The following is a 14,136-nucleotide window of genomic DNA, read 5'->3' on the forward strand; positions in this document are numbered from 1 at the left end:
CATGACATATCGCCATGTCGATACAACCAATGGTTCTGAGGGCTCCTACTCTTTCACGTGGCTCACGCGCCAGATCACGTTGCCGCCGTCGTCGCTGACCAGCAGCGCACCATCCGTCGCCACCGTGACACCGACGGGCCGGCCCCATGCCTGGCCGTTGGGCAGTACGAAACCGGTAAGGAAGTCCTGATATTCGCCGCTGGCGCGCGTGCCGCCATGGCGTGGCACACGGATCACTTCGTAACCCACGCGGGCCGAACGGTTCCATGAACCGTGTTCGGCCGCAAAGATGTCGCCGCGATATTCGGCAGGAAATTGCGAGCCGTCGTAGAACGTCAGTTCGAGGGATGCGTTATGCGGATTGAGCAATACGTCGGGGATGATGGCCTTGCTGCCCAGTTCGGGATGCTTGCCGGCATGCCGTGGATCCTGATGTGCGCCCATGTACCACCACGGCCAGCCGTAGAAGCCGCCTTCCTGGACATGCGTGATGTAATCGGGAACCAGATTGTCGCCCAGGCCATCGCGCTCGTTGGTCGAGCACCATAGCTCGCCGTTCTTCGGATCGACGGCAAGCCCTACCGCGTTGCGAATGCCCGAAGCGAAAACGTGCATGTCCGATCCGTCGGGTTTGAAGACCAGGATATCGGCGCGATTTTTCTCGCCCGGCGTGGTGTCCGGGTCGTCGACATTCGACGCCGAGCCGACCGAGACGTACATGCGGCTACCGTCCGGCGAGAAACGCACATCGCGGGTGGAGTGGCCGCGGTCGCTATGCGGCAGGTCGGCAATATGCTCGGGTTTGCCGCGTGCCTGCAGATCGCCATTGCGGTAAGGGATGCGGATCACTTCGTCGGTGTCGCCAATGTAGATCCATTGCGGATTCGGGCCGGTGGGATAGAACGCAATGCCGAACGGCGCGTTCAGTCCCTTCACGAAAACCTGGGTTTCCTTGGGATGCCCATCCGGAGTTGTGCCGCGAAAGACGGACAACTGACCGGCATGCGTTTCGGCAACGAAGACGTCGCCATTGGGCGCGGTGCGCAGCAGGCGCGGGTTATGCAAGCCAGTGACGAACAGTTCGACCTTGAAGCCTGCCGGTGCCTTGGGCCATGCATCGGCAGGGCGCGCGACGACTTGCGGTGCATTGCCGGCCGATGGCGTAGCGAACGGGGTCGGCAGATCGGCGACGGTAATCTTGCGCGTGGTGCCGGGGGATTCGTAGCGAAAATCGGTGAACGGTGCCTTGGGTGCGGGCCAGTTTCCGGCCACCATCGCATCGCTGGCGGCAGCCTTGGTCGATGCTTGCGCGGTTCCTGTATCGAGCGACTGCAGGTAGCTCACCAATTGCCAGCGCTGCGCTTCGGGCAAGCCGCCCCAGGCGGGCATGCCGTTGTTCACGCTGCCATGGGTGATGAACCAGAACAGCGCTCCTGCACTGGCTCGTTTCACGCTTGCAGTGGCCAGCGCCGGTACGTTGCCATTGCCTTGCGCCGCTGCGCCATGGCAGCTGGCGCAATCGGTCGCATAGAGCGTTTTGCCTGTCGCGATGGCCTCCGATTGCCCGGCATAGGGGTTTTTGGCAGCGGCTGCCGCAGGCGGAGCGTTTTGGAAGGTTGCTGCGCTCTCCTGCGCCAGTGTGCAGGCTGGAACCATCGAGCCAATGGCGAGCGCGGCAGCCAACGTCAGGTGCGAAGACCATGACCGGATCGGGTACAACGTCGCTTTCATGGCAGTCGGTTCCATGGGGAGGTCGTAACAGGCGAAAGTAGCCCGTGACAGGGCGGGGTTCAAATGAATATTTTGATACGATCGGGCGTCAACGGCTGCAGTGAGATAGCTGTTCAAGATGAAGAACCGTGCGCTGTCGCCCTTCGGTACCGTATTGCCGCGGTCTTTTTTCTCGGCGGATGCGTCCATCGTTGCGCCGCTGCTGCTCAACAAGATCGTCGCAACAGCCGATGGTCGGGCCGGACGGATCGTCGAGGTCGAAGCCTATGAAGGCGCGCGTGACGAGGCGGCGCATACGTTTCGCGGCAAGACAGCACGCAATGCGGTGATGTTCGGCGAGCCCGGCCATCTGTACGTCTACTTTTCCTACGGCGTGCATTGGTGCGGCAACGTCGTTTGTGCGCCCGAAGGAGTGGGGTCGGCAGTACTGCTGCGTGCGCTGGAACCTATCGCCGGACTGGAAGCCATGCGCACGGCACGCGGTTCGCGGATTGTCGATCGTGATCTGTGTCGCGGTCCGGGGCGCCTGGCGCAGGCGCTGGGTATGACCGGCGTCGACACGGGCATGGACGTTGTCGCAGCGAATTCGCGAATACAGTTTCTCGACGACGGTACGCCACCGCCCAAGGCATTGCGCGGGTTGCCGCGCGTCGGCATCAGTCGCTCCGTGGCTTTGCCCTGGCGCTGGATCGTGCCGGACAACCGGTTTGTGTCTCGTGGCCCCGTGAAGTCGGCGGAATAACTCGTCTGACGTAGCGGCGTACTCATTCCTTCACATTCGCACAGCCTGCCATGCGCTACACGACGTTCCTGATCGTTGAGCGCTTTAACGGAGGTGCGACATGTTGGGCGACAGAAATGCCTATGCCATCGTGGCCGTGCGAGACATCGAGCGGGCGCGGAGTTTCTATGCGGACGTGCTTGGACTCGAGCTTTTGAAAAGCTCCGAGGCGGTACTCAATTTCAAGACCGGCGACACCCGATTGACCGTCTACCGTTCGCAGGAAGCCGGCAGCAATCGTGCCAACGCGGTGGTGTGGGGATGCGGTGAGGATATCGAGCGTATCGTGGCCGATCTCGAGGCCAAGGGCGTGGTGTTCGAGCATTATCCGGGCATTGGCGACTCCCGGATGCAGGGCAATATCCATGTCGCTGGCGATGCAAGATTGGTCTGGTTCAAGGACCCGGATGGGAACATTCTGCATTTGAATAATTTCTAGCAGGCTCGCTTCGCGTCGCTTCTTGCGCCCCCTCACCCCAACCCTCTCCCCCGGCAGAGCCAGGGGAGAGGGGGCGCACTGAGGCGAGCTTGAATCTTGCGCGCTTTTAGCTCCCTCTCCCCTGGCTCTCCCGGGGGAGAGGGTTGGGGTGAGGGGGCGGGTGCTCGCGGAAACGACAAGAAGCGCGTCACTCGACACTCACTTCCCGTTACCTGCTCCCGACTCCGCCAACAAGTAGATATCGTTCGCTTCCAATACCGCTTGCGGCGCACCACCTCGCGCCGCGGCAAGCATCGCCCGCCCGACCCGCTCGGTCGTGAGCATGCGCGGAGCAATCGCGCGCATCAGTGGAAAGAACGGGCGCATGACGGTATAGAACGCCTGATACATGCCAGTCTTCGAACGCGCGCCATGCATCGGCTGGATGATCCCCGGACGGAACAGATAAACCGCTTTGAAGGGCAGGCGTTGCAGTGCATTCTCGGTTCGCCCTTTCACCCGCGCCCACATGCTGCGGCCTCGTTCGGTGCTGTCTGTGCCGGCGCCTGAGACATAGATAAAGGTCATGCCGGGATTGCGCGCGGCCAGGGTCTGGGCCGCGGCTAGAGTCAGGTCGTAGGTGAGGTGGGTATACGCCATCTCGTCCAGGCCCGCGGCCGAAACGCCCAGACAGAAAAAGCAGGCGTCGTAACCGGTGAGATGGGCCTGGATATCACGGTAATCGAACAGGTCGGGAAGAACGATGTTGCGCAGTTTGCGATGGCTGGTATCCAGCGGCGTGCGCCCAATGGTGAGGATTTCGTCTACGTCGGAGGCCTGTAGACATTCGCGCAATACGCCCTGGCCGACCATACCGGTGGCGCCGAACAAGATGACTTTCATGGCAAGAGTAACCGGGAGCGGGCGGATGACAGGGGGCGACGAACCCCTCTCGCGATCGGTTCGCGATAACGAAGATAACGGCCATCCCTTGGCTCTTCAGGTGGACATGGATGCCGCCGGCTTACCGGACGGCATCCATGCACCTTGCTCCATCGTCTCGCTGTGCGCTCAGGATCAGCGCCGACGAGCTGTCTTGCGGGTTGCCTTTTTCACGGCGCGCTTGGCGGTCCGCTTTTTGGCAGTGGTCTTCTTGGCAGTGGACCGTTTGGTTGCTTTCTTTGTCGCTTTCTTGGTGGCCCGTTTCGTGGCCTTTTTGGCAGCTTTTTTAGCCGCCGGACGCTTTGCTGCGGTCTTGCGCGTCGCTTTACGTGCAGTCTTTCTTACGGTTTTTTTAGCCGCTTTACGTGCAGTTTTACGCACGGTTTTCTTTGCGGCTGCCTTTCTCACGGTTTTCCTGACTGCCTTCTTCGCGGCTTTTTTTGCCGTGGATTTACGCGTCGCCTTTTTGGCGGCTCTCTTTGCAGTAGCTTTCTTTGCCGTGGCCATGGTTAACCCCATGTCGATGAGCCTTCGCTGCACCGCGCAGCGGTTGGCGTCCGGATAATGCCATTCGTTTACTTGACAAGCTAGTGTTAGCGTTTACAAGTTAACCTCCATTAATCGATCCAACATCGCCGACGGCGACGCCAAAGCGATTATCAGAGGGTGCGAAATGAAGTTTCTGATGATGATTTACAGCGACGACAATCTGCTCGATGCCCTGCCCGAGGGGGAGTTCGACAGCATGATGCGCGGTTGCCTGCAGCATGCCGACGAGCTGCGTGCGGACGGTTATCTGCTCGATTCGCAGCAGTTGGAAGCACCGGTGCAGTCCAAATCCCTGCGCATCCGTGGCGACAAGGTCGCCGTGCTGGATGGTCCGTTTGCCGAGACCAAGGAATACCTGGCCGGGTTCAATCTGATCGAGGCGGGCAGTCTCGATGAGGCTGTGAAGATCGCGTCGGAGTTTCCCTGGATACGTACCGGCTGCATCGAGATCCGGCCGGTGCGCGACATGGGCAAGGTTCGGGATCGTGTCGGCGCCTGAGGCGCCGACGGTCGATGCCGCTCAGTGGCCGGTCTTTGCTCCGACCGCCTCTGATTCGACCACCATATCGAGTACATAGGCCGTCGATGGCGCATCGGCCGGCACATCGTGCAGCGGGTAGCGCTTGACCCGCAGCACGTTGCGAATGCCGGCTTCGTGCGTGTAGCCCTCGATGTTCTGATACAGCGGCTGCCATGCGCCGGGTTGGCCATCGGACACGCCGTTAGCGTTGTAGTGCCGCTCGCGAACCTGCAAGCACTGCATGTTCGGGATTAATGGGTGAGAGCAGGGCCGGGTGTCTGCCGCGACCTCCAGAAACACCGTCTCGCCTTCGCTGCCGTAGCGTGTCTGCGCCGTGGGTTGACCCTGAAAAACCAGGGTATCGCCCAATGCGGTGACCAATTGAAGGCGGGGCGAGGCGTCCGCGTCGGCGATCGAAAAGCGCAGCGGATCGTGCAGGCGGGCGCCGATGGCGGCGTCCTGCGCGGCAAGCCTGGAATCCGGGCAGGCCATCATGGTCTGCATCAACGGACCGACCGATAGTCGATCTTCTTTGATGCTGTACGAACCGCCGAGGCGGTTGCAGCCGTTCGCTACGCTGAGGCGGCCGGCGGAAAAGTCGAGTTGCAGCGGTGCATCGGCGCGCGCGAACAAGCTGTCGATGTGCGTACCGCTTTTATCCTGAGCCTGTTGCAGGGCCCAATGATAACGAGGCAGTTGCGAGCCATCCGGTGTCATGGCGCCACGGTCATGCGCCGGTGTTGCCGCGCAGGCGGCCAAGGCCAGTGGCAGGAAAAGGAGTGGGTATTTCACGGCGGGCTCCGATGGAAGGACGCAAATCGATGCACGTGAAGCCCTTGCGATCCTTCGTTGACAGGGCACGCCGAGCGTAATCACCGTGTCTGCCATCGTCAACGGTCAAAGGCGGCTACACGATACCTTCACGCTCGCCGGCCGATGGCGGGTCGAACCCACACCACAACGCAATCTCGGCTTTCAGTACGGCCAACTGCAAGGGTTTGGTCAGCACGCCATCCATGCCGCATTCGATACAGGCCATCTTGTGCACCGCATTGCTGCTGGCGGACATGGCGACAATCGGTGTATGGCGGTGCAGCTTGGCTTCGCGTGCGCGAACCTGCCGCGTGACTTCATAGCCTTCCATGTCCGGGAGACCGCAATCGAGCATGACCAGGTCGAACGAGTGCTGCTGGAGCATCTCCAGTGCGGCACGGCCGGTTTCGGCGGTGAAGACACGGCATTGCAAGCTGCGCAGTTGTTGCTCGATCACAAACCGATTGGCGGGATGATCCTCCACCAGAAGAATCGACGGGCGGTTCGCTCTTTCGATCGGCTGCACCGTCAGTTTGGCCTGGGGATACGCGGGTGCCGCCTCGGCATGCATCTCGTCGGCGTCGGCAATGACGACCGGGATCGTGAAGCTCACGGTCGTGCCTTCGCCCAGCTCGCTCTTGATCGCTATGGTGCCGCCCATCAGTTCGATCAGTTGGTGACAGATATTGAGGCCGAGGCCGGTGCCGCCGTAGCGACGCTGAATCGAGCTATCAGCCTGTACATAGGCCTGGAAGAGTTGATTGCGACGGCTGGCAGCAATACCGATGCCCGTGTCCTTGACGGACACCGTCAATTGGGCCGGTAGCTCCGTACCTTCACTCGGTTGCAGCCGCATCTGCAGTGTGACGCTGCCTTGAGTAGTGAACTTGATCGCATTGGAGAGCAGGTTGATCAGTACCTGTTGCAGGCGCGTCGGGTCGGTCACGACCGTATGGCCGGCCTGCAGGTTCATGTCGACATGTACGGGAACCCCTTTCTCGTTGGCCTTGTGCAGCACCACATTGACGACGTCATCGGCGATCTTCTTCAGGTTGACCGGTAGCCGCTCCAGCTTCAGGCCGTTGACTTCGAGTTTCGAGATATCCAGCACATTGTCGATCAGGCGCAACAGCGCATCGGCCGAGGTCGTGGCGGCGTCGACGATTTTCGACTGCTGGGCATCCAGGCGGGTAGAGCGCAGCAGTTCCACGGCCGACAGCAGGGCGCTCGTGGGCAGGCGGATCTCGTGGCTCATCGTGGCAAGGAACATGGCTTTCTCGCGCTCGCTGCGTATCGCGCGGCGGTGGTCGCGCCGGGCAAAGATATACAGCACGACAAGGAGGGCGAGCGCAGCGCTGATGCCGATAAAGGCGGTCGAGTGGAAACGCAGCAGTACCGTCCACGAGGGGGCGCCGTAGTCGGAGTCGATCATCCAGCGCTCCATCATGTCGTCGGTCTGTTTGGCGGTCAGTGTCGCCAATGACTTGTCGATAATGGAGCGCAGCTCGGGCTCGTCGTCGCGCACCCGCATGCGTACGTTGAGCAGCGCATCGTTGACAGTCCCGGACACATGCAGGTTGCTGTCGTAGCCGCGCCGCCATAGCGGCATCAGCAAGGCGTCGACGTCGATCGCCGCGTCCGCTATACCCGTTGAGACAGCTTGCAGCTCCTGCTCCGGCGAGGACATCGGAAGCAACACGATGCCGGGGTAACGCTCCTTCAGCAGGCGATGCATGATGCCATGCTCGCGTACCGCGACGCGGTGTCCCTTCAGACGCTCCAGGTCATAGATATTGGGCATCGAATCGCGCGTGATAATGACCGCGGTACCGACAAAATACGGTGAGCTGAGCTGGCCCCTGCTGTCGCCGGCGTCGAGGCCGTCATTTTGCGCGGTGACCACCGGAAGCAGGTCGAGCGTGCCTTTGGCGAGCGCGGTGCGCGCCTGCTTGATATCCGATTCGAGCACGGGTCGAAATGTCAGGCCGCTGATCTTGGAAATGGCGCCGAGGTATTCCAGGGACAGTCCGGAAACCTTGCCGCGATGAACGCTTTCGAAAGGTTGCCAATCGGGATAGCCGGCGAACTCGACCACCGGATGGTCGCTTATCCACTGGAGTTCGCGCTCGGTAAACAAGGACGGCTCGGCGGCCACGGCTCGCGACGACACGAGCAGGCCGATAACAACGAGCAGGTTGGCGAGGAGGCGGATCATGGCAAATTCCGGCGTTTGAGGCAGGCGCAATGCGCGACGAGATCTGTCGACGGGCGACCTCATGCGACGCAGGCTTGCGTGAGCAGCTTTCCTTGCAGGATCTAGTAATGCATTGGCCCCAGGCCGCGGCCGTACGTCCGTAGGCACGCGCGCTGCCGCGACATGGCCTGAGGGCCATCTGGCGGAGTCGGCCGTTGTCGATGCGTGGGGCTTGTATCTGGGCCTAGTATCGAGACGTTCTGCTCAGAAGTATTTAGAAGGTGTACGAAAATTATGTCGGCGGAGCATCAAGCCGTTAGGATGGACGTTGCAAAGAGGCTGGCGGCACAAAGACGGTGTATCGCCTGTTAATGCGGCAAGAGGTAAGCTTCCCGGCCATCGATGGAGCGCACCTGTCGACCGAGGGGATGGCCGGCGGATGGCCTGCCCAGGACGAGAGGGGACTGGCGCAGGAGTCGGCTGAGGGTATGTGGTTAGAGGCTCGGTACGCGAGGTACGTGCGTAACCCATTGCGCAGGTCATAGAGGGAAGGTTCCATGTCCAGTTCGCTCATTGCGCCCCTACGGTTGATGTTGCTGGATGACCACGAAGTCGTCCGCAGAGGGCTGGAGCTTCTGCTTTCGCAGGAAACGTATTTCGAAGTCGCCGGGAGCTTTACGACCAGCCACGATCTGTTTGCAGCACTGCAAAAAGAGCGTGCCGATGTCTTGGTCGTCGACTATTCGCTCGGCCCGGCGGAGGTCGACGGCCTGAATCTCATTCGTGCGCTCAGGGTTCGCTTTCCCAACGAAAAGATCCTGGTGGTTTCGGCGCACTACAATGCCGCGACGGTAGCGCTGGCCATGAAGGCCGGCGCAAAAGGCTTTGTCGGCAAGGCGCAGGGGCATAAGGAGCTGGTGTCGGCCATTCGTGCCGTAGCGCTGGGAAAAACTTATCTCAGTCCGGAAATGGCGCTCGAAATCGCGGGCGGCAAAGATGAGAGCCCCTCGGTTTTGACCGACGAGCGGGCGTTGACCCAGGACGTCAAGCTATCGCCGCGTGAGCGCGAGGTGTTGCGCTGCTATCTCGATGGCATGTCAGTGAGTCAGATCGCTGCAAAGTTCTCACGCAGCATCACCACGATCAGTGCACAAAAGAGCGCGGCCTTTCGCAAGCTAGGCATTCGCACCGATAGCGAGCTTTTCAAAATCCAGCATCTGTTGGAAGGAAAATGAGCCCGCGGCGCATCGCGGCGCTGTTCTGGTTGGCGAGTGCGGCGCTGTTTCCCATGTGCCTGTATGCCAAGCCGGCATTCACGGCCGAGGAGCAGCAATGGATCAAGGATCATCCGGTGGTTCGCATCGCCACCGATAACCGGCTGGCCCCGCTCGAATACATCGAAAACGGAAAATACAAAGGCCTGGTCGCCGACTACCTGGCGGCCGTGGCGCGTCAGTCCGGGCTGCGCTTCGAACTCGTGCCGACCGATAACTGGAGCCAGGCGCAGCAGGCCTTCCTGGCCGGCAAGGTCGATCTGTTCCCCAACGCCATCCCCTTGCGCGTGGATGCGCAGGTGCGCGACCAGCTGCTTTTCACCCAGCCGTATTTTTCGTCGCCGATGATTATCGTCACGCGCTCGAATCAGCCGGTGATACTCAACCCCGATGAGCTTGACGGCAAAGTCGTTGCCATCCGTGGCGGTGGTTCCAGCGAGCGGGAGTTCGCATCCCGGTTTCCTGGTTTCCGGCCGGTATACACCTCGCAGGCTGGCGACGGGCTGGAAATGGTCCTGAGCGGCGACGCCTATGCGTCGGTCGGCAGCGAAGCGGTTTATCTGCCCCTGCTGCGTCGGCGCTATGTCGGCCGTCTGGGTGTATCGGGCGTGCTGAACGACATGCCGTTGATCACCGCGATGGGCGTGCGCAAGGACGAGCCGCTGCTGTTTTCGATCGTATCCAAATCGTTGGGAGCCCTTTCCGCGAACGATACCGATCTCATCTATCAGCGCTGGGCCGAGGCGGCAGATTACGGCGCGCCGAGCCTGGGTTCGCTGATCAGCTATCGCAAGACGGAATTGACCCTGTTGGCGATCGGTATCGTGCTGTTGGCCTGGTTTGCCTGGCGAGCCCATGTGGCACGACGACAGGCGCAGGCCAGCGAGCTGGCCAAGTCGCGCTTCCTGGCCGTCATGAGCCATGAAATCCGCACGCCGATGAATGCGATTCTGGCGTCGATCGAGATGCTGCAGAATTCGTTGCGCGACGAGCACGACCGCAAACTCGCTCATACCGCCTCCACGGCCGCCGAGTCGCTGCTCGACCTGCTCGACGATGTGCTCGACCTGTCCAAGCTCGACGCTCATCGCCTCAAGCTGGAGCTGTTGCCTACCGACATCGGCCAGCTGGTTCACAAGGCCGTGGACGTCGCGCAGATCAAGGCGAACGATAAATCGTTGCCGATTCGCGTGACGATCGATCATCCCGAAGCCGGCTATGTGATGGTCGATCCCACCCGGGTGCGCCAAGTGCTGATGAATCTGCTCAGCAATGCCGTGAAATTCACTCATCACGGCAGCATCGATGTCGTCTTCGGATCGACCGCGGCCAACCGGGGCGAGGTGTCTTGAGCGGGCGTGTCACCGATACGGGCATCGGTATCGCACCGGCGCAGCAAAAGGGCCTGTTCGACGCCTATTCGCAGGCCGATACCACGACGACACGCAAATATGGCGGCACCGGCCTTGGGTTGACCATCTGCCGCGAGCTGGTGGAGCTGATGGGCGGCTCGATGGCGCTGCAGAGCGAAGAAGGCGTAGGGACGAGCGTGAGTTTCACCCTGCCGGTGAGCCTGGTCGCTCGTCCAGCCGGGCCCGAGCATCCTCAAGACGCTGCCGACGTTTCGCATGAGTTTTCCGTGGGCGAGGGCGTCGTTCTGGTGGTTGAAGACCATCCGCAGAATCGCTTCATTCTCGCCGAACAGATGCGTAGCCTGGGAATCCGGGCCGAACTGGTCGCCGATGGGCGTGCGGCTCTGGTTGCGATCGAGAATCCGTCCATCGAGCTGGTGCTGATGGATTGCCACATGCCGGAGATGGACGGTTATGAAGCAACCCGACGGATTCGCCAGCGCGAAGCGCAACTGGGCTTGCCTCGTGTGCCGGTGATCGCCGTGTCGGCGGCGACAGATTCGGGCCACCTGGAAAAATGCATGGCCAGCGGTATGGACGGCGTTCTGAAAAAACCGCTTCGTCTGGACGAACTGCGCAGCATGCTGAGGCTGTGGCTGGCCAGCGCACCGACCGCTTCCGGCGGGGCGTCACAGGTGGTTGCGGGCTCGGCGGTGGCCGATTCGCTGCAGCAGGTCGACCTGCATGCGCTCTACCGTCAATCGATCGAAGAAGACGAGGCGGCGCTCGATTCGGCGTTCGCCGAGGGTGATCGCGAGCACGTCGTGCATTTCGCACACCGGCTCAAAGGGGCGGCCTTGATGGTCGATGCCAAGGCGATGGCCGGCTACGCCGAGTCCGTCGAAATGATCGCCCGATCCGCCGCACCCTTGAGCGAAGCGGCGGTCGCACTGACGTCGCTGCAGGAAGAGGTATCACGCTGGTTGGCGGCCGGCGATGTATCTGTCTGATTAATCAGGCCTGCAGAAAAAATTTCTTGTCCTGCTTCATGGTTTTGCGATTCATTCGTGAAAGCTTGCGAATCAGGCCGGCTGCCTTGCTATATTCAGGGAGTCGGCCGTTGCAGGCCGCTGTGGTGAAGAAGCATGAGTTATCAGGGACAGTCGAGCGCGTTGCCTTCCCAGGCTTTGCGCGTCATCGTGCTCGAAGACGATCCGCTGCTGCGCGAGCGGATCTTGCTGCCGGGTCTGGCAGATCATGGCTTTCGGGTTACCGGTAGCGCCACGGCCACCGAGCTCTACCGCAACATGCTGGCGCAGCGTTTTGATATCGCGGTGCTCGACATAGGCGTGCCCGACGAGGACGGTCTGACGGTGGCGCGCCATCTGCGGAGTATGTCCAACATTGGCATCGTCATGCTGAGTGCGAGCCAGGCACGTGCCGATCGCATCCAGGCGATGACCGATGGCGCCGATATGTTTCTGTCCAAGCCAATCGACATGGAAGTGCTGGCTGCCAGCCTGCACAGCCTGGTGCGCCGCATGCAGAGCGCCGCCACATGGCAAGGCGCGCCGAAGTCACCTGAGCGTGTCCCGGTACCATCACGCGGGTGGCATCTGGAAACCGATGGCTGGTGTCTGCTTTCGCCGCGCGGTGCGGTGATTGCGCTGTCCGTACCCGAGCGCTGCATCATGCAGCAGCTGATTGCCAGGCAGGGCACGCCCGTTTCGCGCAGCGCACTGATCGCCGCGCTGTCGCAAGACGTCTACGAGTTCGACCCGCATCGACTGGAGATGCTGGTTTACCGCCTGCGCCGCAAGGCCGGCGAACAGTCGGGCGAAACGTTGCCATTGCTTACTGCGCGAGGTTCGGGCTACGTGTTTGCCAAGGGTGCATTGGACGTCGAACTGGCGTCCTGACTGTGTGGCTTATCCAACCAACGGCAAACGGAGCACGAAGGTAGTGCCCTGTCCGGGCGTGCTATTGGCTTCGATCTCTCCATTGGCCTCCTCGACCAGATCGCGCACCACGCTCAGTCCGAGGCCAGTGCCTTCGCCGGGCGCCTTGGTGGTGTAGAAGGGTTCGAATATGCGCGCGCGCACGTCTTCGTCCATGCCGCCGCCGTTGTCGATCAGCTGGATCACCGCGAAACGCTCGTTGGCATCGCTATCCATCGTGATCGTGAACACGCCACCATCGCGCATGGCGTCGCGCGCATTGGCGGCGATATTGAGCACCATCAGCTCGAACTGGCCACGGTCCATACGCACGCGGAGCACACGTGCGGCCGCGTCCTCGATGCGCAGGCGAACGCTGTGCCCGAATAGCTGGCGTAGCATCGGGCTGAGCTCGTGCAAGGTCAGCGCGGCGTCGAAGGTTTCCGGCGTGGGAACGTCGTTGCGGCTGAAGGAAAGCAGCTTGCGGCTGATGGCTGATGCGCGTCGAGCCGCCAACTCAACCCCTTCCAGTGCATCCAGGAGGGCCGGCGCTCCCGTATCTGCAAGGCGTTCGCGGCGGGTGGAAAAGCCGAGAATCACGCCGATAATGTTTTGGAAATCGTGGGCTACGCCGCTGGCGACACGTCCGACTGCTTCCATTTTTTGCGCGTGCAGCAGCTTCGCCTGAGTGCGCTCGCGTTCGGCCATCTCCCTTTGCAGTTGCTGGCCGCGGGCGTTGGACTCTTGCAGGCTTTCGCGCAATGCACTGACACAGCGATCGATCACCACGGTGATCACCAGATAGGTCAGCACGATCGAAGGCCCATTCCCGAAGGCACCGAGCGCCGGTTTGCCCATCGTTGCCAAGTGGATGGCATCGACCGTCATGCCGACCGCGAAGATCGCCAGCTGGGTGGCGAAAATCGCCCATAGCGTGCGACGTCCCATGATCAGGCCACCGATGATCAGGCTGAGCACGACGTTGCTCTGGTCGTACATCAGCATGGCAAAACCGATCACCGTCGCGGTCATGGCGGCTGTCAGCAGAAGCGCAGCAAGCAGCAAACGAATGGCCAGGCCAAAGCGCCCCCGTCGGATCAGCCAGACACCGCCCAGTGCGACGGCCGACGTGGCCATATCCGCAGCGAACAGCGCATCTCTGCCTTGCCAATGGCTGATGCGTACTACCAGCAGGTGATAAGCCCAATTCAACGGCAAAAGAATGCCGATGAACAACAGCAGCAGTTGCATCACAGGCGCGTTTCGCCGATCCAGTGGGTCGGCGATCGGAGCGCCGTCGAGCCAACGATAAATGGACGTCCCAAGGCGACGTATCACGATCTGTTCCAGGTAGGGCACACAACAAAAGTATTTGTCTCACCCCTCTGCAACGAGAGCAAGCGTTGGCTTGCGTGAGATTCGGTGAGCTTGCGTGAGATTGGCGGCTTTTCGTTGGAAAGCGTGCGTGACTGCCTCACGCCATTCATGCAATTTCGCCGGACCGAAAGGTCCCGCAAGGGGCCGCACGGTTCACGCATTCGACGTCGGGGGGCGGCAATGAGTGACGGAGATACGCCGCAAACGGGGCATGGCCTGCCGCACGGCGTACTCGATCTATCCGTCAA

Annotated in this window: 13 protein-coding genes; 8 read left to right on the forward strand and 5 right to left on the reverse strand. The window is 61.3% G+C overall.

What is annotated here, in order from left to right; translation table 11 throughout:
- Positions 1-45: 45 nt before the first annotated feature.
- Positions 46-1,731: a PQQ-dependent sugar dehydrogenase gene (locus QMG46_RS07460; protein WP_281851860.1), complete on the reverse strand. Its 1,686-nt coding sequence runs from the start codon at positions 1,729-1,731 to the stop codon at positions 46-48.
- Positions 1,732-1,849: 118 nt separating this feature from the next.
- On the opposite strand from QMG46_RS07460, the gene QMG46_RS07465 reads away from it, so the two are divergent.
- Both QMG46_RS07465 and QMG46_RS07470 read left to right on the forward strand, forming a co-directional pair.
- Positions 1,850-2,473: a DNA-3-methyladenine glycosylase gene (locus tag QMG46_RS07465; protein WP_281851861.1), complete on the forward strand. Its 624-nt coding sequence runs from the start codon at positions 1,850-1,852 to the stop codon at positions 2,471-2,473.
- 100 nt (positions 2,474-2,573) lie between these two features.
- The gene (locus tag QMG46_RS07470) at positions 2,574-2,951 is read left to right on the forward strand and encodes a VOC family protein (protein ID WP_281851862.1); all 378 of its coding nucleotides are present in this window, start codon (positions 2,574-2,576) and stop codon (positions 2,949-2,951) included.
- A gap of 198 nt (positions 2,952-3,149) precedes the next feature.
- Here QMG46_RS07470 and QMG46_RS07475 read toward each other — a convergent pair whose 3' ends face one another.
- Positions 3,150-3,833, reverse strand: coding sequence for a Rossmann-fold NAD(P)-binding domain-containing protein (locus QMG46_RS07475; protein WP_281851863.1), 684 nt, complete (start codon positions 3,831-3,833; stop codon positions 3,150-3,152).
- Here QMG46_RS07475 and QMG46_RS07480 point away from each other — a divergent pair.
- The gene (locus tag QMG46_RS07480; protein ID WP_281851864.1) at positions 3,832-4,437 is read left to right on the forward strand and encodes a hypothetical protein; all 606 of its coding nucleotides are present in this window, start codon (positions 3,832-3,834) and stop codon (positions 4,435-4,437) included. The two genes, QMG46_RS07475 and QMG46_RS07480, sit on opposite strands and share 2 nt — an antisense overlap.
- A gap of 108 nt (positions 4,438-4,545) precedes the next feature.
- Positions 4,546-4,920, forward strand: coding sequence for a YciI family protein (locus QMG46_RS07485; protein ID WP_281851865.1), 375 nt, complete (start codon positions 4,546-4,548; stop codon positions 4,918-4,920).
- Between the two features lie 21 nt (positions 4,921-4,941).
- Here QMG46_RS07485 and QMG46_RS07490 read toward each other — a convergent pair whose 3' ends face one another.
- Positions 4,942-5,733: an META and DUF4377 domain-containing protein gene (locus QMG46_RS07490; RefSeq protein ID WP_281851866.1), complete on the reverse strand. Its 792-nt coding sequence runs from the start codon at positions 5,731-5,733 to the stop codon at positions 4,942-4,944.
- A gap of 115 nt (positions 5,734-5,848) precedes the next feature.
- The gene (locus QMG46_RS07495; RefSeq protein ID WP_281851867.1) at positions 5,849-7,969 is read right to left on the reverse strand and encodes an ATP-binding protein; all 2,121 of its coding nucleotides are present in this window, start codon (positions 7,967-7,969) and stop codon (positions 5,849-5,851) included.
- 536 nt (positions 7,970-8,505) lie between these two features.
- On the opposite strand from QMG46_RS07495, the gene QMG46_RS07500 reads away from it, so the two are divergent.
- The 4 genes from QMG46_RS07500 to QMG46_RS07515 all read left to right on the forward strand — a co-directional run bounded on the left by QMG46_RS07500 (position 8,506) and on the right by QMG46_RS07515 (position 12,493).
- On the forward strand, positions 8,506-9,183 hold the full coding sequence (locus QMG46_RS07500) for a response regulator (RefSeq protein ID WP_281851868.1): 678 nt from the start codon (positions 8,506-8,508) through the stop codon (positions 9,181-9,183).
- Entirely contained in the window at positions 9,180-10,574 is a 1,395-nt protein-coding gene (locus QMG46_RS07505; RefSeq protein ID WP_281851869.1) for a transporter substrate-binding domain-containing protein, read from the forward strand. Before QMG46_RS07500 ends, QMG46_RS07505 begins: the two co-directional genes overlap by 4 nt.
- Positions 10,571-11,584, forward strand: a complete 1,014-nt coding sequence (locus QMG46_RS07510; RefSeq protein WP_281851870.1) for a response regulator — start codon at positions 10,571-10,573, stop codon at positions 11,582-11,584. Before QMG46_RS07505 ends, QMG46_RS07510 begins: the two co-directional genes overlap by 4 nt.
- A gap of 135 nt (positions 11,585-11,719) precedes the next feature.
- On the forward strand, positions 11,720-12,493 hold the full coding sequence (locus QMG46_RS07515; RefSeq protein WP_281851871.1) for a response regulator transcription factor: 774 nt from the start codon (positions 11,720-11,722) through the stop codon (positions 12,491-12,493).
- 9 nt (positions 12,494-12,502) lie between these two features.
- On the opposite strand, the gene QMG46_RS07520 is transcribed toward QMG46_RS07515, so the two are convergent.
- Positions 12,503-13,849, reverse strand: a complete 1,347-nt coding sequence (locus QMG46_RS07520) for a sensor histidine kinase (RefSeq protein ID WP_281851872.1) — start codon at positions 13,847-13,849, stop codon at positions 12,503-12,505.
- Between the last annotated feature and the right edge of the window lie 287 nt (positions 13,850-14,136).

The sequence above is a fragment of the Dyella sp. GSA-30 genome, from assembly GCF_027924605.1.
GTDB lineage: Bacteria > Pseudomonadota > Gammaproteobacteria > Xanthomonadales > Rhodanobacteraceae > GSA-30.

Excerpts from the sequence above, each read along its gene's own strand:
- QMG46_RS07485 (WP_281851865.1), top strand. The coding sequence starts at position 4,546 with ATGAAGTTTCTGATGATGATTTACAGCGACGACAATCTGCTCGATGCC.
- QMG46_RS07480 (WP_281851864.1), top strand. The coding sequence starts at position 3,832 with ATGGCAAGAGTAACCGGGAGCGGGCGGATGACAGGGGGCGACGAACCC.
- QMG46_RS07515 (WP_281851871.1), top strand. The coding sequence starts at position 11,720 with ATGAGTTATCAGGGACAGTCGAGCGCGTTGCCTTCCCAGGCTTTGCGC.
- QMG46_RS07495 (WP_281851867.1), bottom strand. The coding sequence starts at position 7,969 with ATGATCCGCCTCCTCGCCAACCTGCTCGTTGTTATCGGCCTGCTCGTG.
- QMG46_RS07475 (WP_281851863.1), bottom strand. The coding sequence starts at position 3,833 with ATGAAAGTCATCTTGTTCGGCGCCACCGGTATGGTCGGCCAGGGCGTA.
- QMG46_RS07500 (WP_281851868.1), top strand. The coding sequence starts at position 8,506 with ATGTCCAGTTCGCTCATTGCGCCCCTACGGTTGATGTTGCTGGATGAC.
- QMG46_RS07505 (WP_281851869.1), top strand. The coding sequence starts at position 9,180 with ATGAGCCCGCGGCGCATCGCGGCGCTGTTCTGGTTGGCGAGTGCGGCG.
- QMG46_RS07460 (WP_281851860.1), bottom strand. The coding sequence starts at position 1,731 with ATGAAAGCGACGTTGTACCCGATCCGGTCATGGTCTTCGCACCTGACG.
- QMG46_RS07465 (WP_281851861.1), top strand. The coding sequence starts at position 1,850 with ATGAAGAACCGTGCGCTGTCGCCCTTCGGTACCGTATTGCCGCGGTCT.
- QMG46_RS07470 (WP_281851862.1), top strand. The coding sequence starts at position 2,574 with ATGTTGGGCGACAGAAATGCCTATGCCATCGTGGCCGTGCGAGACATC.